Source organism: Pseudomonas sp. NPDC077186, from assembly GCF_044543505.1.
Lineage (GTDB): Bacteria > Pseudomonadota > Gammaproteobacteria > Pseudomonadales > Pseudomonadaceae > Aquipseudomonas.
This window is the reverse complement of sequence record NZ_JBITWE010000001.1, coordinates 1,432,136-1,448,303: the sequence shown is the minus strand read 5'-3', so window position 1 is coordinate 1,448,303 and position 16,168 is coordinate 1,432,136. Positions and strand designations below refer to the sequence as shown.

The window sequence follows — 16,168 nt, the reverse complement described above, 5'->3', positions numbered from 1 at the left end:
AGGCTCGACGCGCATTCGCGACATGCGCGCATGCACCGCCTCGATACGCTAGCGGCCGCGCCGCCCCTTCCGAACCGACATAAGGCCAAGGGGCCGGTGCGCGCGGCATACGGCCCGCAACCTTGCCAAGCCCCGACTGCCTCCGTATGGTGCAAGGCCGCCCGATCCGGAAGCGACGCCATGCTGGCTCAGCACAGCCCTTCGCTGGCCGTGCATCGCGGGCCGTAAATTTCGCCGACTACCTGCTGCGCCAAGCCCAATGAATTCGCTCAACCCTTCCCGTCCGCTGGCCCTGTTCGGCCTGCTGCTGGCCGTGCTCTGCTGGTCCGGCAACGCCCTGGTGGCGCGCGCCTTCGCCGGCGAGATCCCGCCCTTCGCCCTGTCGTTCTGGCGCTGGAGCCTGGCCCTGGCGCTGCTGCTGCCCTTCGTCGCGCTGCCGCTGTGGCGCCACCGCCAGCAACTCAAGGCCGCCGGCTGGCGCCTGCTGCTGGTCGCCGGCCTCGGCATCGCCGGCTACAACTCGCTGCTCTACAGCGCGGCGCAGACCACCGCGGCGATCAACATCACCCTGGTCAACACCTGCCTGCCGCTGATGACCTTTATCGGCGCCGGCCTGCTGCTCGGCGAATGGCCGGCGCGGCGCGCCTGGTGGGGCATGGCCCTGGCCGCCATCGGCCTGCTGGTGCTAATCGCCCAGGGCCAGTGGAGCCGCCTGGCCAGCCTGTCGTTCAACCGCGGCGACCTGATCATGCTGCTCGCCGTGGCCGACTGGGCGCTGTACTCCCTGCTGCTGCGGCGCTGGTCCGGCTACCTGCACGCCATCCCGCCGCTGGCGCTGCTCGGCGTGCTGATCCTGCTCGGCGTGCCGCTGATCCTGCCGTTCTACCTGTACGAGCTGAGCCAGGGCGCGCACTTCGCCAGCACCCCGAGCAACCTCGCCGCCATCGCCTACACCGCGGTGTTCGCCTCGCTGCTGGCCTACCTGGCCTGGAACCATGGGGTCAAGGTCATCGGCGCGGCCAAGGCGGCGCTGTCCAACTACCTGATGCCGGTCTTCACCGCGCTGCTCGGCTGGCTGCTGCTGGGCGAAGGCCTGCAGCCCTACCACTGGGCCGGCGCCACGCTGATCTTCGCCGGCCTGCTGCTGGCCACCCGCCCGGGCAGGGCCTGAGCAAACCGCTGCGCGGCCTAGGAGCCGGCTTGCCGGCGCGCGCCACTCGTCTCCCCGCCGCAGCGCACGCACGATATTTACCCGGCTCATTTGTCTAACCGCCTTGGGGGATAACCGCAGAGGAGACCCCGCCATGTTCAGACCGATGCTCCCCCTGTTCGCCCTCGCCGTGCTGATCGCCCTCAGCGGCTCGTCCTGTCACGACCACCACCCACGCGACGGTGGCGGCGACATGTCGCAACAGAAGCAGGAAAAACCGCGCAGCCCCACGGGCGGTGGCGGGGGCTATTGAGCACTTGCGAGAGGGATTGCGCCTACGCCCGGTTCGCCCGCCGGGCGCCCGCTGGCTGGCGCAAGCGTGCTCCCGGCCGCCGTATGCAGCCTGGCTAACCGCTTGATAAAGCGTAAATTTATCTAGGGTTCAGGGTTGACAGTCGCCACCGAGACGCGGAAAATGCGCGCCACGTTGGCTACATAGCTCAGTCGGTTAGAGCGCAGCATTCATAATGCTGATGTCCCAGGTTCAAGTCCCGGTGTAGCCACCACAAATTCAAGGGGTTAGCTCAAGCTAACCCCTTTTTGTTTGTGCGCGAAAAATTGCGTCATATGACGCTGAGTTACGCCTTTAGCGCATTAGCCGTTCCAGCGCGTCATCCACATGCGCCTGCCATTCCCCCTGGCCCATTTTCTGGTAACCGTTGCTGCCGGCGAAGGCGCTGCCGATGACCAGGTCGGGTTCCAGTTCGCGCAGGCCGGTGATGCTGCTGGCCATGGTCTGGCGGTCTTCGGGGCTGTTGTGGCCGGGGATGAAGCCGGCCTTCCAGCTGCCGTCCGCGCTGCGGTACAGGGTGTCGCCGGTGAACAGGTAGAGCCGCCCGGTCGGGCTATGCACCAGAAAGCAGGTGCTGCCGGGGCTGTGCCCGGGGGTGGGAATCACGTCGATATTGCCGAGCAGCGTTTCGCGGTCGTCGAACAGGATGTCTGGTGTGACGAAGCCGGCGAATTCCGCCTGCTCCCGGCGGTGGCCGCCAAGCCGGGAGCCGAAGCGCTGGCGGATCTGCAGCAGCGAGTCGCCCAGTTCGTCGCGGTGGCTGAGGAACTGGTAGGCGACGCCGCCCAGTTCGCCCATTTGCTCGATCTCCTGATGCAGGCTGGTGTTGTAGAACAGCAGGTTGCCGGCCTCGCGGGTCAGCAGGTAGGCATGGGTGGTCAGGCCCGGCATAGGCGTCTCGGTGGCGGTTTCCCAGAGGTCGTCTCGAATCTGTTGCATGGCTGGCTCCTTGGTCTTGTGAGGGATGGTGGCCAGCCTAGGACCTCAAGTTAGGTTTAGGTCAAGGGGAAGGGTAGGGCGATGGTGACAGAGGCGCGCTCGCTTTCTGAGCATTTGGCGTCATCGGAACAGGCGTTTTCCGCGGGGTGGGTGGGGCTGTCTGGCAGGGGGGCACATGTCTCCAAGATAGCCAGTAAATGGGGTACTAGCGGCCTAAATTACCCTTTTCAATTATTGGATTGCCCTGTTTATAGCCACTCCAGTCCAGCGCAAAGGCAAGCCGCATCCGTTACCGGGTCTGGGCAATGGTGCGTAGGAGGGGGCGGTTCGGATGGCGCATGCAGGTGGGGTGGTGGGCGAATCGCAGGCAAAGAAAACCCCGCCGAAGCGGGGTTTTCTTTATGCGCTGACAGGGCTCAAACGTTGAAGCGGAAGTGCATCACGTCGCCGTCCTTGACGATATAGTCCTTGCCTTCCAGGCGCCATTTGCCGGCTTCCTTGGCGCCGGCTTCGCCCTTGTAGGCGATGAAGTCGTCGTAGGCGACCACTTCTGCGCGGATAAAGCCTTTCTCGAAGTCGGTGTGGATCACGGCGGCGGCCTGCGGGGCGGTGGCGCCGACGCGGACGGTCCAGGCGCGCACTTCCTTCACGCCAGCGGTGAAGTAGGTCTGCAGGTTGAGCAGCGAGTAACCGGCGCGGATCACGCGGTTCAGGCCCGGCTCGTCCATGCCCATGGTTTCGAGGAACATCTGCATCTCTTCCAGATCGTCCAGTTCGGCGATCTCGGCCTCGATCTTGTTGCACACCGGCACGACGATGGCGCCTTCTTCCTTGGCGATGGCGTTGACCACGTCGAGGTGCGGGTTGTTCTCGAAGCCGTCTTCGGCGACGTTGGCGATGTACATCACCGGTTTGGTGGTGAGCAGGTGGAAGGTCTTGGCCAGGCGCTTCTCGTCGTCGCCCAGGTCCTTGAGCAGGCTGCGCGCGGGCTTGCCTTCGGTGAAGTGGGGGATGAGTTTTTCCAGCAGGGCCTTCTGCGCCACGGCTTCCTTGTCGCCGCCCTTGGCGGTGCGGGCGACGCGCTGCAGCTGCTTCTCGCAGCTGTCGAGGTCGGCCATGATCAGTTCCAGGTCGATGATCTCGATGTCGCGCTTGGGGTCGACGCTGTTGGCGACGTGGATGACGTTCTCGTCTTCGAAGCAGCGCACCACGTGGGCGATGGCGTCGGTCTCGCGGATATTGGCGAGGAACTTGTTGCCCAGGCCTTCACCTTTCGACGCGCCCGCTACCAGGCCGGCGATGTCGACGAATTCCATGGTGGTGGGGATGACTTTCTCGGGCCCCACGATCTCGGCCAGGGCGTCCAGGCGCGCGTCGGGCATCGGTACGATGCCGCTGTTCGGCTCGATGGTGCAGAAGGGGAAGTTTTCCGCGGCGATGCCGGATTTGGTGAGGGCGTTGAACAGGGTGGACTTGCCGACGTTGGGCAGGCCGACGATGCCGCAGTTGAATCCCATGGGGGTGTCCCTCGGTAAAAGGTGGTTACTTGGTGGCCTTCTGGCTATGCAGCTTGCGCATGGCCACGGTCCAGTCACCGGCCAGGATCTCTGGTAGTACATCCAGAGCGAAGTCGATGCTGGTTTCGAGCAATTCCTGTTCGCCGCGTGGGGCGCGTCCGAGCACGTAGCCGGAAACCAGGCTGGCGTGCCCCGGGTGGCCGATGCCGAGCCGCAGGCGATGGAAGTTATTCTGGTTGCCGAGCTGGGCGATGATGTCGCGCAGGCCGTTGTGTCCGCCGTGGCCGCCGCCCTGTTTGAGCTTGGCGATGCCGGGCGGCATGTCGAGTTCGTCGTGGGCCACCAGGATCTCTTCGGGCTTGATCTTGAAGAAATTGGCCAGGGCCGCCACGGACTGGCCGCTGCGGTTCATGTAGGTGGTGGGGATAAGCAGACGAACTTCGCGCCCCTGGTGGTTGAACTTGCCCACCAGGCCGAAATACTTGCGATCGACGCTGAGGTTGACGCGCTGGCTGTCCGCCACGCGCTCAACGAAAAGGGCCCCTGCATTGTGCCGGGTCTGGTCGTATTCGGGGCCGGGGTTACCCAGGCCAACGATCAGTTGTACGGCAGTCATACAGGAGCCCTTTCGAGGAAATCGCCCGGCGTGATCGCCTACCGGGCGGGTTCCGCGCTGCGATTACTCGGCAGCGCCTTCTTCTTTCACGCGGCTGGCGTGGATGTTGGCCACGGCCAGGTCGTTACCGTGAGCCAGTGCGACCAGCTCGACGCCTTTCGGCAGCTTGAGGTCGGACAGGTGAACGGTCTGACCGACTTCTACGGCAGCCAGGTCGACTTCGATGAATTCCGGCAGGTCTTGCGGCTGGCAGGAAACTTCGACTTCGTTGATGGTGTGGGAGACTTCGCCGCCCTGCTGCTTCACGCCAACGGCGGTAGCTTCGTTGAGGAAGTGCAGCGGTACGTGGGCGCTCAGCTTCTGGCCGGCGACGACGCGCTGGAAGTCGGCGTGCAGGACGAAGCCTTTGGCCGGGTGGCGCTGCAGGGCCTTGATCACCACGTTTTCGGTGGTGCCGGCAACGTTCAGGGCCAGTACGTGGCTGAACGCGGCTTCGTTTTCCAGCAGCTTGGCCAGCTGGTTGGTCAGCAGGCTGATGGATTGCGGGGCCTTGTCGCCACCGTAGATCACGGCAGGAACCAGGTTGGCGTTACGACGCAGGCGGCGGCTCGCACCTTTCCCCAGGTCGGAACGCACTTCGGCATTCAGGGTAAAGTCAGTCATTGCATTTCTCCAAAATAACCAAACCGCCTGCACGCTTGCGACCAGCGTTGGGCGGTAGGGCAAAAAGCCCCGCACGAGGCGGGGCAGTGTTGATCTGGCCTGTTCCGCTTAGCGGAACATGGCGCTGATCGATTCTTCGTTGCTGATGCGGCGTACCGCTTCGGCGACGACCGGGGCGATGTCGAGCTGGCGAATGCGCGAGCAGGACTGTGCCGCAGCGGACAGCGGGATGGTGTTGGTGACCACCAGCTCGTCCAGGACGGAATTCTCGATGTTCTCGATGGCGCGGCCGGACAGCACCGGGTGGGTGCAGTAGGCGTAGACCTTGGCGGCGCCGCGCTCTTTCAGCGCCTTGGCGGCGTGGCAGAGGGTGCCGGCGGTGTCGACCATGTCGTCGACCAGGATGCAGGTGCGGCCTTCGACGTCGCCGATGATGTGCATCACTTCGGACTGGTTGGCCTTCTCGCGACGCTTGTCGATGATCGCCAGGTCGACGCCCAGGCTCTTGGCCACGGCGCGGGCGCGGACGACGCCGCCGATGTCGGGGGAGACGATCATCAGGTTGTCGAAGCGCTGGTCTTCGATGTCGTCGACCAGGACCGGGGAGCCGTAGATGTTGTCCACCGGAATGTCGAAGAAGCCCTGGATCTGGTCGGCGTGCAGGTCGACGGTCAGCACGCGGTCGATGCCGACCACGGTGAGCATGTCGGCCACGACCTTGGCGCTGATCGCCACGCGCGCGGAACGCGGACGGCGATCCTGGCGGGCGTAACCGAAGTAGGGGATGACCGCGGTGATGCGGGTAGCCGAGGAACGGCGGAAGGCGTCGGCCATCACTACCAGTTCCATCAGGTTGTCGTTGGTGGGCGCACAGGTCGGCTGAATCAGGAACACGTCCTTGCCGCGGACGTTCTCGTTGATTTCGATCATGATTTCGCCGTCGGAGAACTTACCGACCGACGCATCGCCGAGGGGGATGTGCAGCTGACGAACGATCCGTCGCGCCAGATCGGGGTTTGCGTTCCCCGTGAAGACCATCATCTTGGACACGCGCAGTACCTGCCGGCTGGGGGTATACCTGGATGGGTATGGAAAATGGCAGGGGCGGCTGGATTCGAACCAACGCATGCCAGGATCAAAACCTGGTGCCTTACCGCTTGGCGACGCCCCTATATTCTGTGTCGAACGCTGTTGACTCGGTTGGCGATGCCTCCCGTGGGAGGTTATGGCAGGGGCGGCTGGATTCGAACCAACGCATGGCAGGATCAAAACCTGCTGCCTTACCGCTTGGCGACGCCCCTGTATCGTATAACCGAATGCTCAGCATTCACTTCTTGGCCAATGCTTGGAGCCTGCGGTGCAGCATCGAGATGTTGCGACCTTGAGCGACAAAGCTCGGCAGAGTGCCTGGAAGTTGGCGGGCGACTTTATCAGCATCGTCCCGCTTTGGGAAGCTCCCAAATACGCAAGCTCCAGTGCCGGTCAATCTAGCTGAAACAAATTTGTTCAACAAGATCAAAGCGTTACGAACCTCTGGGTAACGCTTCTCGACCACCGGCTGGCAGTCGTTTCGACCACCCCCCGCAAGAAGGCTGCGAACTTTAATGGGCGGCGTATCCCGTGTCAACTCGGGCGCGCCGAAAACTTCTGCTGTGCTGACAAAGACTTGCGGCACGGCGACGAGGAACCAGGGCTCGTCCAGTTCGACCGGCGTGAGGCGCTCGCCGACGCCCTCGGCGAAGGCCGCGCGGCCGCGCACGAACACCGGTACGTCGGCGCCCAGGGCCAGCCCCAGCTCGGCCAGGCGCTCCTCGCCGAGCTGGGTGTGCCACAGGTGATCGAGGCCGAGCAGGGTGGTGGCGGCGTCCGAACTGCCGCCGCCGATGCCGCCGCCCATGGGCAGGCGCTTGTCCAGCCAGATATCGGCGCCGAGCGCGGTGCCGGAGGCCTGCTGCAGGCGCCTGGCGGCGCGCACGATCAGGTTGCTGTCGTGCGGCACGCCGTCGATGGGCGTGTGCAGGCGGATCTCGCCGTCCTGGCGGACGCTGAAGCCGAGCTCGTCGCCGTGGTCGAGAAACTGGAACAGGGTCTGCAGCTCGTGATAGCCGTCGGCGCGGCGGCCGAGGATATGCAGCATCAGGTTGAGCTTGGCCGGGGCGGGCAGGATGAGTTCGGCGTGGGCGGGGATGGGCGTGGCTGTCATAGGTGCAAGTTGGCGAATTGTGGGGGCGGGAGAGGGCGGCCTGCGGCTTTTAGCTTCTAGGGTGGATGACGCTTTTCCAGCCACCGGCTGCGGTGGAAAACGCTTCGCGGTTTTCCACTCTAGGTGCGATTACGTCGTCATTCCCCGGATTTCATCCGGGCTACGGAAACTACTGCCCCAGCAGACGCGGTTGCCAGTCCTTGATCACCAGGGTCACTTCCAGGTCCTGGCCGTACAGCTTGAGGCGCTCGGGCAGGGCGTAGCCGTTCTGCTGGGCGTAGCGCTGGTATTCCACCTGCCAGCCGTCTTGCTCCAGGCGCGCCAGGTGGCTGTCGCCGTCGAGGGTCAGGCGGCTGCGGCTGTCCGGTGCGGGCAGGCCGCGAATCCACCACAAGAGGTTGGACACCGGCAGGTCGAGGCGCAGCTGTTCGCGTAGCAGGGCTTCCGGCGAGGCGGCCTGGTAGCGGCCGCGGTTGGCCACTTCCAGCAGGATGTCGCCGGGGCGGCCGGTCAGGCGCGCGGCGCCGCCGCCGAGCGGGCCGGACAGGCGGATGTCGTAGTAGTCCTGGCGCTGCAGCCAGAACAGCGTGGCGCTGCCGGAATCGCGCGGGGCGCGGATGCCGATCTTGCCGCTGATCTGCCAGCCGTCGAGCTGGGTGATCTGCCGTTTGTGGGCTTGCCACTGGGCGGGGTCGCCCTGGCCTTCCAGCGCTTCGCGCGAGGTAAGGCCGGCGCAACCGGCGAGCAGGGCGATCAGGCTGAAAACGAGGAGGTGGCGCAGGAACATCAGAGCGTCTCGGAACCGGTCAGGCGCAGCAGGGTGCCGCGCAGGATGGAGCTGTCGGGGGTTTCGGCCAGTGCGTCGCGCCAGACGCGCCGGGCTTCGCGCTGTTTGCCCTGGGCCCAGAGCACTTCGCCGAGGTGGGCGGCGACTTCGTGGTCGGGGAATTTCTCCAGGGCCAGGCGCAGCAGGCGTTCGGCCTCGTCGAGCCTGCCCTGGCGGTAGTTGACCCAGCCCAGGCTGTCGAGGATGGCCGGGTCGTCCGGGCTGAGCTGGTGGGCCTTCTCGATCAGCTCGCGTGCTTCTTCATAGCGCGTGGTGCGGTCGGCCAGGGTGTAGCCGAGGGCGTTGAGGGCCATGGCGTGATCCGGCTCGCGTTCGAGGATGAAGCGCAGGTCGCTTTCCAACTGGCCGAGGTCGTCACGCTTCTCCGCCAGCATGGCGCGGGTATAGAGCAGGTTCAGATCGTTGGGGAACTGCTCCAGGCCTTGCTGGATCACGGCCCAGGCCGGTTCGACCTGGCTGCGGTTGCTCAGCGCCTCGGCCTCGATCAGGTACAGCTGGATGGCGTAGTCGGGCTGCGCCTCGCGGGCCTGGGCCAGGCGGGCGCTGGCTTCCGCGCCGCGCTGCTGGGCGAACAGCAGTTCCGCCTGGCGCTGCTGGGCCGGCAGGTAGTCGTTGCTCGGGCCGACCAGGCCGTATTCCTGCAGGGCGCTGTCGGCGTCCTCCAGGGCCTCGTAGGCGCGGCCGAGGTTGTAGTGGGCGGCGTCGACATGGCTGCGCCGCTCCACCAGTTCTTCCAGGTAGACGATGGCCTCTTCCCAGGCCTCGGCCTCCAGGCACACCAGGGCCAGGGAGAAGCGCAGGTCGTCGTCGTTGGGATTTTCCTGGACCAGGGTGGAGAACTCGCCCTTGGCCTCGTCGAGGCGATCCTGTTCCACCAGCAGGCGCGCGTAGGTCAGGCGCAGGCGCTTGTCGTCCGGGTGCTGGCGAATGCCCTTCTCCAGCAGCGGTAGGGCCTCGTCGCCGCGTTTCAGGCTCTGCAGCAGGCGTGCGCGCAGCAGCAGCGGGGAGACTTCGGTCTGGCTGCTCGGCTGGCTTTCCAGTAGGGCCAGGGCTTCCTCGGCGCGGCCGTCCTGTTGCAGCAGGATGGCCTTGCCGAACAGTAGCTGGCTGTTGTCCGGGTACTTGCTCTGCAGGCGGTCGAAGCCCTGCAGCAGGCCGGCGCGGGTGTCCGGGTCGGTTTCCGCGGCGGACAGGGCGAGGAAGTCGAAATGGGTGTCGCCCTGGCGCTGCAGCACCCCTTCCATAAAGGTCATGGACTCGTCGTAGCGGCCGGCGCGCGCCAGTTGCACGGCGGCGGCGCGCTGCGCGTCGATATTGCCGGGGGCGTTCTCGGCCCAGATCAGCGCGCTGTCCAGCGCCGCCTGTTCGGCGCCGAGGTATTCGGCGATGCGGAAGGCGCGCTCGGCGACGCCGGCGTCGCCGGTGGCATTGGCCTGCTGCACGTAGTTGCCGAGGGCGATGTCGAAGCGGTTGCGCTGCCCGGCCAGCTCGGCGGTGAGCAGGGCGAACAGGGTTTCCTGGCTGAACGAGCCGTATTCGCTCGGCTCCAGCTGGGTCTTCTGGTCGGCTTCCTGCACCGGCGGTGTGCCGTCCGGCTCGCTGGGGGCGAAGGTTTGGCAACCGCCGAGCAAGGCGAGTGCGGTGAGCAACGCGAGGGGTCTGTTCATAGGGCCTTGTCGTGCGTTATTTCCGGGCGGCTGGCGCCCTGCGACGTTCGCGGCATCATGACACAAGCCATGGGGCAAGCCCACTGGCAGCGGACGCCGCGGCGAACTGTCTATTGGGACAATAGGTCGCGGTAGTTGTTCTCGCCGGGTCGAAGTAGGACAATCGCCGCCTTCCGTACTGCCCCTCAGCGACCCTGCATGGCCTTTATCGCCCTCGGTATCAACCACAAGACCGCCTCGGTAGAGGTGCGCGAGCGCGTTGCCTTCACCCCGGAGCAACTGGTCGAGGCCTTGCAGCAGCTGTGCCGACTGACCCCCAGTCGCGAGGCGGCGATCCTCTCCACCTGCAACCGCAGCGAGCTGTACCTGGAGCAGGATCAGCTGAGCATCGACGAGGTGCTGCAGTGGCTGGCCGACTATCACCGCCTGAGCCTCGACGAGCTGCGCGCCTGCGCCTACGTGCACAGCGACAACGACGCGGTGCGCCATATGATGCGCGTGGCCTGCGGGCTGGACTCGATGGTGCTCGGCGAGCCGCAGATTCTCGGCCAGCTCAAGTCCGCCTATGCCGTGGCGCGCGAGGCCGGCACCGTCGGCCCACTGCTCGGCCGGCTGTTCCAGGCCACCTTCAGCACCGCCAAGACCGTGCGCACCGACACCGCCATCGGCGAGAACCCGGTGTCGGTGGCCTTCGCCGCGGTGAGCTTGGCCAAGCAGATCTTCGCCGACCTGCACCGCAGCCAGGCGCTGCTGATCGGCGCCGGCGAGACCATCAGCCTGGTGGCGCGCCACCTGCACGATCAGGGCATCAAGCGTATCGTCGTCGCCAACCGCACCCTGGAGCGCGCCAGCCAGCTGGCCGAGCAGTTCGGCGCGCACGCCGTGCTGCTGTCGGACATCCCCGAGGTGCTGGCGCACAGCGATATCGTCATCAGCTCCACCGCCAGCCAGCTGCCGATTCTCGGCAAGGGCGCGGTGGAAAGCGCGCTGAAAAAACGCAAGCACAAGCCGATCTTCATGGTCGACATCGCCGTGCCGCGCGATATCGAGTCGCAGGTCGGCGAGCTGGACGACGTCTACCTCTATACCGTCGACGACCTGCACGAGGTCATCGAGGAAAACCTCAAGAGCCGCCAGGGTGCGGCGCAGGCCGCCGAGGAGCTGATCGCCGCCGGCACCGAGGAGTTCATGCAGCGCCTGCGCGAGCTGGCCGCGGTGGACGTGCTCAAGGCCTACCGCCAGCAGGCCGAGCGTCTGCGCGACGAGGAGCTGGCCAAGGCCCAGCGCCTGCTGGCCAATGGCGCCAGCGCCGAAGAGGTGATGGCGCAACTGGCCCGCGGCCTGACCAACAAGCTGCTGCACGCGCCCAGCGTGCGCATGAAGAAACTCACCGCCGAAGGGCGCCTCGATGCGCTCGGTCTGGCCCAGGAACTCTTCGCCCTCGACGAGGGCGCGCCGTCCGATAAAGGTCTGCAATGAAAGCTTCACTGTTGAACAAGCTGGACAACCTCAGCGACCGCTTCGAGGAGCTGACGGCGCTGCTCGGCGACGCCGAGGTGATCGCCAAGCAGAGCCAGTTCCGCGCCTATTCCAAGGAATACGCCGAGATCGAGCCGGTGATCGCCACCTTCCGCGAGTTGCGCAAGGTGCAGGGCGACCTCGAAAGCGCCCAGGCGCTGCTCAAGGACAGCGACCCGGACCTGCGCGAGATGGCCGAAGAGGAAGTGGAGCAGGCCAAGGCAGCCCTGACCACCCTGGAAGACAAGCTGCAGCGCATGCTGCTGCCGAAGGACCCCAACGACGGCCGCAACGTCTACCTGGAAGTGCGCGCCGGCACCGGCGGCGACGAGGCGGCGATCTTCTCCGGCGACCTGTTCCGCATGTACTCGCGCTACGCCGAGAAGCAGGGCTGGCGGGTCGAGGTGCTGTCGGCCAACGAGGGCGAGCACGGCGGCTTCAAGGAAGTGATCGCCCGCGTCGAGGGCGACAACGTCTACGCCAAGCTCAAGTTCGAGTCCGGCGCCCACCGTGTGCAGCGCGTGCCGGAAACCGAGTCCCAGGGCCGTATCCACACCTCCGCCTGCACCGTGGCGGTGCTGCCGGAGCCGGACGAGCAGGCGGCCATCGAGATCAACCCGGCCGACCTGCGCGTCGACACCTACCGCAGCTCCGGCGCCGGCGGCCAGCACGTCAACACCACCGACTCGGCGATCCGCATCACCCACATTCCCACCGGCACCGTGGTGGAATGCCAGGAAGAGCGTTCGCAGCACAAGAACCGCGCCAAGGCCATGGCCTGGCTGGCGGCCAAGCTGCAGGACCAGCAGGAAGCCGCGGCGCACAAGGAAATCTCCGAGACGCGCAAGCTGCTGGTGGGTTCGGGCGACCGCTCCGAGCGCATCCGCACCTACAACTTCCCGCAGGGCCGGGTCACCGATCACCGTATCAACCTGACCCTGTATTCGCTGAACGAAGTGATCGCCGGCGGCGTCGAGGCAATCATCGAGCCGCTGCTGGCCGAGTACCAGGCCGACCAGTTGGCGGCGCTGGGCGATTGAGTGCAGCCGCACGGTGCGCGCCGCGTAGGGTGCGCCGTGCGCACCATTACCGTAGCCCGGATGCAATCCGGGGACCGACTTCCCGGGTTGCATCCGGGCTACGAGAGAACCATGGCCACCATCGAATCCCTGCTCAATACCGCCGATCTGCCCGACTCGCCCACCCCGCGGCTGGACGCCGAGCTGCTGCTCGCCGCCGCGCTGAACAAGCCGCGCAGCTACCTGCGCACCTGGCCGGAGCGCGAGCCGGATGACGAGCAGCAGGCGCTGTTCGACGCCTATCTGCAGCGCCGCCGCGCCGGCGAGCCGGTGGCCTATATCCTCGGCCATCAGGGTTTCTGGAGCCTGGATCTGGAGGTGGCGAGCCATACCCTGATTCCGCGCCCGGACACCGAACTGCTGGTGGAAAGCGCCCTCGAGCTACTGCCGGCCACGCCGCTGGCGGCGCTGGACCTGGGCACCGGCAGCGGCGCCATCGCCCTCGCCCTGGCCAGCGAGCGGCCGGCCTGGCGCGTCACCGGGGTGGACCGGGTGGCGGAGGCGGTGGCCCTGGCCGAGCGCAATCGCCAGCGCCTCAAGCTGGACAATGCCGAGTTCCTGCATAGTCACTGGTTCTCCGCCCTGGCCGGCCGGTGTTACGACCTGATCCTCAGCAATCCGCCCTATATCCGCGCCGACGATCATCACCTCGATCAGGGCGATGTGCGTTTCGAGCCGAGCAGCGCGCTGGTCTCCGGTGCCGACGGCCTCGACGATATCCGTGCCATCATCCAGGCCGCGCCGGCCCATCTGCAGCCCGGCGGCTGGCTGCTGCTGGAGCACGGCTTCGATCAGGCCGAGGCGGTGCGCGCACTGCTCGCCGGGGCCGGCTTCGCCGAGGTGGACAGCCGGCGTGACCTGGCCGGCCACCAGCGCATCAGTCTGGGACGTTTCCTTACATGAGTGACCCCATCATGCTCAGCGACGACGAGCTGCTGCGCTACAGCCGGCAGATTCTCCTCAAACAGATCGACGTCGACGGCCAGCTGCGCCTCAAGCAGGGCCGTGTGCTGATCGTCGGCCTCGGCGGGCTGGGCTCGCCGGTGGCGCTGTACCTGGCCGCCGCCGGCGTCGGCGAGCTGCACCTGGCCGACTTCGACAGCGTCGACCTGACCAACCTGCAACGGCAGATCGCCCACGACACCGCCAGCATCGGCCAGGCCAAGGTGGATTCGGCCATGGCGCGGCTGGCCGCGATCAATCCGCAGATCACCCTGGTGCCGCATCGCCAGGCGCTGGATGCCGACTCGCTGGCCGCCGCCGTGGCGGCGGTGGATCTGGTGCTGGACTGCTCGGACAACTTCGCCACCCGCGAGGCGGTCAACGCCGCCTGCGTGGCCGCCGGCAAGCCGCTGGTCTCCGGCGCGGCGATCCGCCTGGAAGGCCAGCTCGCGGTATTCGATCCGCGCAACGCCGCCAGTCCCTGCTACCACTGCCTGTACGGCCACGGCAGCGAGGCCGAGCTGACCTGCAGCGAGGCCGGCGTGGTCGGCCCGCTGGTGGGCCTGGTCGGCAGCCTGCAGGCGCTGGAGGCGCTCAAGCTGCTGGCCGGCTTCGGCGAGCCGCTGGTCGGCCGTCTGCTGTTGATCGATGCCCTCGGCACGCGTTTTCGCGAACTGCGGGTCAAGCGCGATCCGGCCTGCAGCGTCTGTGGCAATGCGTAGGGTGGACATGGCGCCAGCCTTGTCCGCCGTTACTGTCGCTGTGGTGGACAAGCCTTCGGCATGTCCACCCTACATCTGAGTGCAGTGGATAAATATATGAGTCAGCAAGAAGCGCCGATTGGCGTGTTCGACTCCGGCGTCGGCGGCCTGTCGGTGCTGCGCGAGATTCGCCAGTTGCTGCCGCACGAGTCGCTGCTCTACGTCGCCGACAGCGGCCACGTGCCCTACGGCGAGAAGAGCCCCGAGTTTATCCGCGAGCGCAGCCGCGCCATCGCCGAGTTCCTCCTCGCCCAGGGCGCCAAGGCGCTGGTGCTGGCCTGCAACACCGCCACCGTGGCGGCGGTGGCCGAGCTGCGCGAGCGTTACCCGGCGCTGCCCATCGTCGGCATGGAGCCGGCGGTCAAGCCGGCCGCGGCGGCCACCCGCAGCGGCGTGGTCGGCGTGCTGGCCACCACCGGCACGCTAAAGAGCGCCAAGTTCGCCGCCTTGCTCGACCGCTTCGCCAGCGACGTGCGGGTGATCACCCAGCCCTGCCCGGGGTTGGTGGAATGCATCGAGGCCGGCGCGCTGCAGGCGCCGGCCACCCGCGAGCTGCTGCAGGGCTATGTCGCGCCGCTGCTGGCCGAGGGTTGCGACACGCTGATCCTCGGCTGCACCCATTACCCCTTCCTCAAGCCGTTGCTGCGCAGCCTGGTGCCGGACTCGGTGAGCCTGATCGACACCGGCGCGGCGGTGGCGCGCCAGCTGCAGCGCCTGCTCGAACAGGGCCAGTTGCTGGCCGCCGGGCCGGCGCAGGCGACCCGTTACTGGAGCAGCGGGTCGCCTGCGCAAATGCAGCGGGTGTTGCCGGTGCTGCTGGGCGAGACGGCCGAAGTACGGGCATTCTGAGCGGGGTTTTGTACCTTTGTAGCCTTTCGCTCATAACGAAGGCTTCTATACTGAGGTGCAGGTCATTCGTTCTAGCTGACTTCTCGAGAAGGAATAATTCATGAAGAAGCTGTGTGTTTTGGCTGCCTGTGCAGCCTTGTCCGTGGCACAGATGGGGGCGGTACAGGCGGCGGACGTGACCGCTGCCATCGGCCAGAGCGGCGATTCCACCATGGTCTATCGCCTGGGGGCGCAATGGGACTGGAGCAGCAGCTGGCTGCAGAGCGACGTCGGTCGCCTGACCGGCTACTGGGATCTGGGCTACACCTACTGGGACGGCGACGAGACGTCGAGCAACCACAGCCTGTCGTTCGCCCCGGTGTTCGTCTACGAGTTCGCCGGCCAGCACGTGCGCCCCTATATCGAGGCGGGCATCGGCGTGGCGGCCTTCTCCAGCACCGAGTTGGAAGACAACGACCTGGGCTCGTCCTTCCAGTTCGAGGATCGCATCGGCGTCGGCCTGCGCTTCTCCGGCCAGGAGGTCGGCCTGCGCGCGGTGCACTACTCCAACGCCGGCCTGAAGAACCCCAACGACGGCGCCGAAGCCTACACCCTGCATTATCGGACGAGCTTCTAAACGATCCTGTAGGGTGCGCCGTGCGCACCGCAACCTAGGCGCTACCCTCAGCGGTGCGCACGGCGCACCCTACGGATTCAGCCGTAAGCCCCGGCAATACCGCGGCGCTGCTCCAGGCACTCGGCCGCGCCCAGCTCGAATTCGCGGCAGATCAGCGGGCGCACCGCGTAGATGGTGCAGCGCATGCTGTCGCGGTCCAGCGCCGCGCACCAGCCGTCGTCCAGGCGGCGCATCACCTCGCCGCCCCACGGGTCGGTATCGATATAGCGCGGCGGCACGCCGTCGTCGCCGAACAGCATCACTTCCAGCTGGCAGCAGCAGGCCGCGCAGGTGCTGCAGCTGACCTCGGGCTCGCTCGGCAATTGGCTGTGGGGAATGGTCTGGCTCATGGCGCGGCAGTGTACGCCAAGGCTCGCCGCTGTGCTGTGCGGACGGCTGAGCGGTGCGCG

The 16,168-nt window shown here is 66.5% G+C and carries 17 protein-coding genes and 3 tRNA genes; 9 read left to right on the top strand and 11 right to left on the bottom strand.

All coding sequences use genetic code 11. The features are described from left to right. Positions 1-259 precede the first annotated feature (259 nt). The 3 genes from ACIGKL_RS06865 to ACIGKL_RS06855 all read left to right on the top strand — a co-directional run bounded on the left by ACIGKL_RS06865 (position 260) and on the right by ACIGKL_RS06855 (position 1,716). Positions 260-1,171, top strand: a complete 912-nt coding sequence (locus ACIGKL_RS06865) for a DMT family transporter (RefSeq protein WP_397485933.1) — start codon at positions 260-262, stop codon at positions 1,169-1,171. Between the two features lie 133 nt (positions 1,172-1,304). Then, entirely contained in the window at positions 1,305-1,463 is a 159-nt protein-coding gene (locus ACIGKL_RS06860; protein WP_397485932.1) for a hypothetical protein, read from the top strand. A gap of 176 nt (positions 1,464-1,639) precedes the next feature. Beyond that, a tRNA-Met gene (locus tag ACIGKL_RS06855) sits at positions 1,640-1,716 on the top strand. A gap of 80 nt (positions 1,717-1,796) precedes the next feature. Here ACIGKL_RS06855 and ACIGKL_RS06850 read toward each other — a convergent pair. The 10 genes from ACIGKL_RS06850 to ACIGKL_RS06805 form a co-directional block, all read right to left on the bottom strand. Beyond that, the gene (locus tag ACIGKL_RS06850; RefSeq protein WP_397485931.1) at positions 1,797-2,441 is read right to left on the bottom strand and encodes an MBL fold metallo-hydrolase; all 645 of its coding nucleotides are present in this window, start codon (positions 2,439-2,441) and stop codon (positions 1,797-1,799) included. A gap of 416 nt (positions 2,442-2,857) precedes the next feature. Beyond that, the gene (ychF, locus tag ACIGKL_RS06845; RefSeq protein ID WP_397485930.1) at positions 2,858-3,958 is read right to left on the bottom strand and encodes a redox-regulated ATPase YchF; all 1,101 of its coding nucleotides are present in this window, start codon (positions 3,956-3,958) and stop codon (positions 2,858-2,860) included. Positions 3,959-3,983: 25 nt separating this feature from the next. Further along, positions 3,984-4,574 carry an aminoacyl-tRNA hydrolase gene (pth, locus tag ACIGKL_RS06840; protein WP_397485929.1) on the bottom strand — a complete coding sequence of 197 codons (591 nt, stop codon included), beginning with the start codon at positions 4,572-4,574 and terminating at the stop codon, positions 3,984-3,986. Between the two features lie 63 nt (positions 4,575-4,637). After that, complete coding sequence (locus ACIGKL_RS06835) at positions 4,638-5,237, bottom strand: 50S ribosomal protein L25/general stress protein Ctc (RefSeq protein ID WP_397485928.1); 600 nt, start codon at positions 5,235-5,237, stop codon at positions 4,638-4,640. 108 nt (positions 5,238-5,345) lie between these two features. Further along, positions 5,346-6,287, bottom strand: a complete 942-nt coding sequence (locus tag ACIGKL_RS06830) for a ribose-phosphate pyrophosphokinase (protein WP_397485927.1) — start codon at positions 6,285-6,287, stop codon at positions 5,346-5,348. Between the two features lie 46 nt (positions 6,288-6,333). Continuing rightward, a tRNA-Gln gene (locus ACIGKL_RS06825) sits at positions 6,334-6,408 on the bottom strand. A gap of 55 nt (positions 6,409-6,463) precedes the next feature. Beyond that, positions 6,464-6,538: transfer RNA gene (locus ACIGKL_RS06820), tRNA-Gln, on the bottom strand. A gap of 26 nt (positions 6,539-6,564) precedes the next feature. Further along, positions 6,565-7,440: a 4-(cytidine 5'-diphospho)-2-C-methyl-D-erythritol kinase gene (gene ispE / locus ACIGKL_RS06815; protein ID WP_397485926.1), complete on the bottom strand. Its 876-nt coding sequence runs from the start codon at positions 7,438-7,440 to the stop codon at positions 6,565-6,567. 169 nt (positions 7,441-7,609) lie between these two features. Beyond that, positions 7,610-8,227: a lipoprotein insertase outer membrane protein LolB gene (lolB, locus tag ACIGKL_RS06810; protein ID WP_021446123.1), complete on the bottom strand. Its 618-nt coding sequence runs from the start codon at positions 8,225-8,227 to the stop codon at positions 7,610-7,612. Further along, the gene (locus tag ACIGKL_RS06805; RefSeq protein WP_031304061.1) at positions 8,227-9,954 is read right to left on the bottom strand and encodes a tetratricopeptide repeat protein; all 1,728 of its coding nucleotides are present in this window, start codon (positions 9,952-9,954) and stop codon (positions 8,227-8,229) included. The genes lolB and ACIGKL_RS06805 overlap by 1 nt, the downstream gene beginning before the upstream one ends. Before the next feature lie 198 nt (positions 9,955-10,152). Between ACIGKL_RS06805 and hemA the strand changes: the two genes are divergently transcribed. From hemA to ACIGKL_RS06775, 6 genes are all read left to right on the top strand, one after another. Then, positions 10,153-11,433 carry a glutamyl-tRNA reductase gene (gene hemA, locus ACIGKL_RS06800; protein ID WP_021446121.1) on the top strand — a complete coding sequence of 427 codons (1,281 nt, stop codon included), beginning with the start codon at positions 10,153-10,155 and terminating at the stop codon, positions 11,431-11,433. Next, the gene (gene prfA, locus ACIGKL_RS06795; RefSeq protein WP_397485925.1) at positions 11,430-12,512 is read left to right on the top strand and encodes a peptide chain release factor 1; all 1,083 of its coding nucleotides are present in this window, start codon (positions 11,430-11,432) and stop codon (positions 12,510-12,512) included. The genes hemA and prfA overlap by 4 nt, the downstream gene beginning before the upstream one ends. 111 nt (positions 12,513-12,623) lie before the next feature. Next, positions 12,624-13,454 carry a peptide chain release factor N(5)-glutamine methyltransferase gene (gene prmC, locus ACIGKL_RS06790; protein WP_397485924.1) on the top strand — a complete coding sequence of 277 codons (831 nt, stop codon included), beginning with the start codon at positions 12,624-12,626 and terminating at the stop codon, positions 13,452-13,454. Positions 13,455-13,465: 11 nt separating this feature from the next. Next, positions 13,466-14,215, top strand: a complete 750-nt coding sequence (locus ACIGKL_RS06785) for a molybdopterin-synthase adenylyltransferase MoeB (RefSeq protein ID WP_397486261.1) — start codon at positions 13,466-13,468, stop codon at positions 14,213-14,215. A 96-nt stretch (positions 14,216-14,311) separates the two neighbouring features. Further along, positions 14,312-15,103 (top strand): glutamate racemase, encoded by a 792-nt coding sequence (murI, locus tag ACIGKL_RS06780; RefSeq protein ID WP_397485923.1) that lies wholly within the window; start codon positions 14,312-14,314, stop codon positions 15,101-15,103. Between the two features lie 100 nt (positions 15,104-15,203). After that, positions 15,204-15,719: an acyloxyacyl hydrolase gene (locus tag ACIGKL_RS06775; protein ID WP_397485922.1), complete on the top strand. Its 516-nt coding sequence runs from the start codon at positions 15,204-15,206 to the stop codon at positions 15,717-15,719. Positions 15,720-15,796: 77 nt separating this feature from the next. On the opposite strand, the gene ACIGKL_RS06770 is transcribed toward ACIGKL_RS06775, so the two are convergent. Further along, positions 15,797-16,108 (bottom strand): YkgJ family cysteine cluster protein, encoded by a 312-nt coding sequence (locus ACIGKL_RS06770; RefSeq protein WP_397485921.1) that lies wholly within the window; start codon positions 16,106-16,108, stop codon positions 15,797-15,799. Between the last annotated feature and the right edge of the window lie 60 nt (positions 16,109-16,168).

Coding starts and splice junctions, on each gene's coding strand:
- ACIGKL_RS06865 (WP_397485933.1), top strand. CDS start 260: ATGAATTCGCTCAACCCTTCCCGTCCGCTGGCCCTGTTCGGCCTGCTG.
- ACIGKL_RS06860 (WP_397485932.1), top strand. CDS start 1,305: ATGTTCAGACCGATGCTCCCCCTGTTCGCCCTCGCCGTGCTGATCGCC.
- ACIGKL_RS06850 (WP_397485931.1), bottom strand. CDS start 2,441: ATGCAACAGATTCGAGACGACCTCTGGGAAACCGCCACCGAGACGCCT.
- ychF (WP_397485930.1), bottom strand. CDS start 3,958: ATGGGATTCAACTGCGGCATCGTCGGCCTGCCCAACGTCGGCAAGTCC.
- pth (WP_397485929.1), bottom strand. CDS start 4,574: ATGACTGCCGTACAACTGATCGTTGGCCTGGGTAACCCCGGCCCCGAA.
- ACIGKL_RS06835 (WP_397485928.1), bottom strand. CDS start 5,237: ATGACTGACTTTACCCTGAATGCCGAAGTGCGTTCCGACCTGGGGAAA.
- ispE (WP_397485926.1), bottom strand. CDS start 7,440: ATGACAGCCACGCCCATCCCCGCCCACGCCGAACTCATCCTGCCCGCC.
- lolB (WP_021446123.1), bottom strand. CDS start 8,227: ATGTTCCTGCGCCACCTCCTCGTTTTCAGCCTGATCGCCCTGCTCGCC.
- ACIGKL_RS06805 (WP_031304061.1), bottom strand. CDS start 9,954: ATGAACAGACCCCTCGCGTTGCTCACCGCACTCGCCTTGCTCGGCGGT.
- hemA (WP_021446121.1), top strand. CDS start 10,153: ATGGCCTTTATCGCCCTCGGTATCAACCACAAGACCGCCTCGGTAGAG.
- prfA (WP_397485925.1), top strand. CDS start 11,430: ATGAAAGCTTCACTGTTGAACAAGCTGGACAACCTCAGCGACCGCTTC.
- prmC (WP_397485924.1), top strand. CDS start 12,624: ATGGCCACCATCGAATCCCTGCTCAATACCGCCGATCTGCCCGACTCG.
- ACIGKL_RS06785 (WP_397486261.1), top strand. CDS start 13,466: ATGCTCAGCGACGACGAGCTGCTGCGCTACAGCCGGCAGATTCTCCTC.
- murI (WP_397485923.1), top strand. CDS start 14,312: ATGAGTCAGCAAGAAGCGCCGATTGGCGTGTTCGACTCCGGCGTCGGC.
- ACIGKL_RS06775 (WP_397485922.1), top strand. CDS start 15,204: ATGAAGAAGCTGTGTGTTTTGGCTGCCTGTGCAGCCTTGTCCGTGGCA.
- ACIGKL_RS06770 (WP_397485921.1), bottom strand. CDS start 16,108: ATGAGCCAGACCATTCCCCACAGCCAATTGCCGAGCGAGCCCGAGGTC.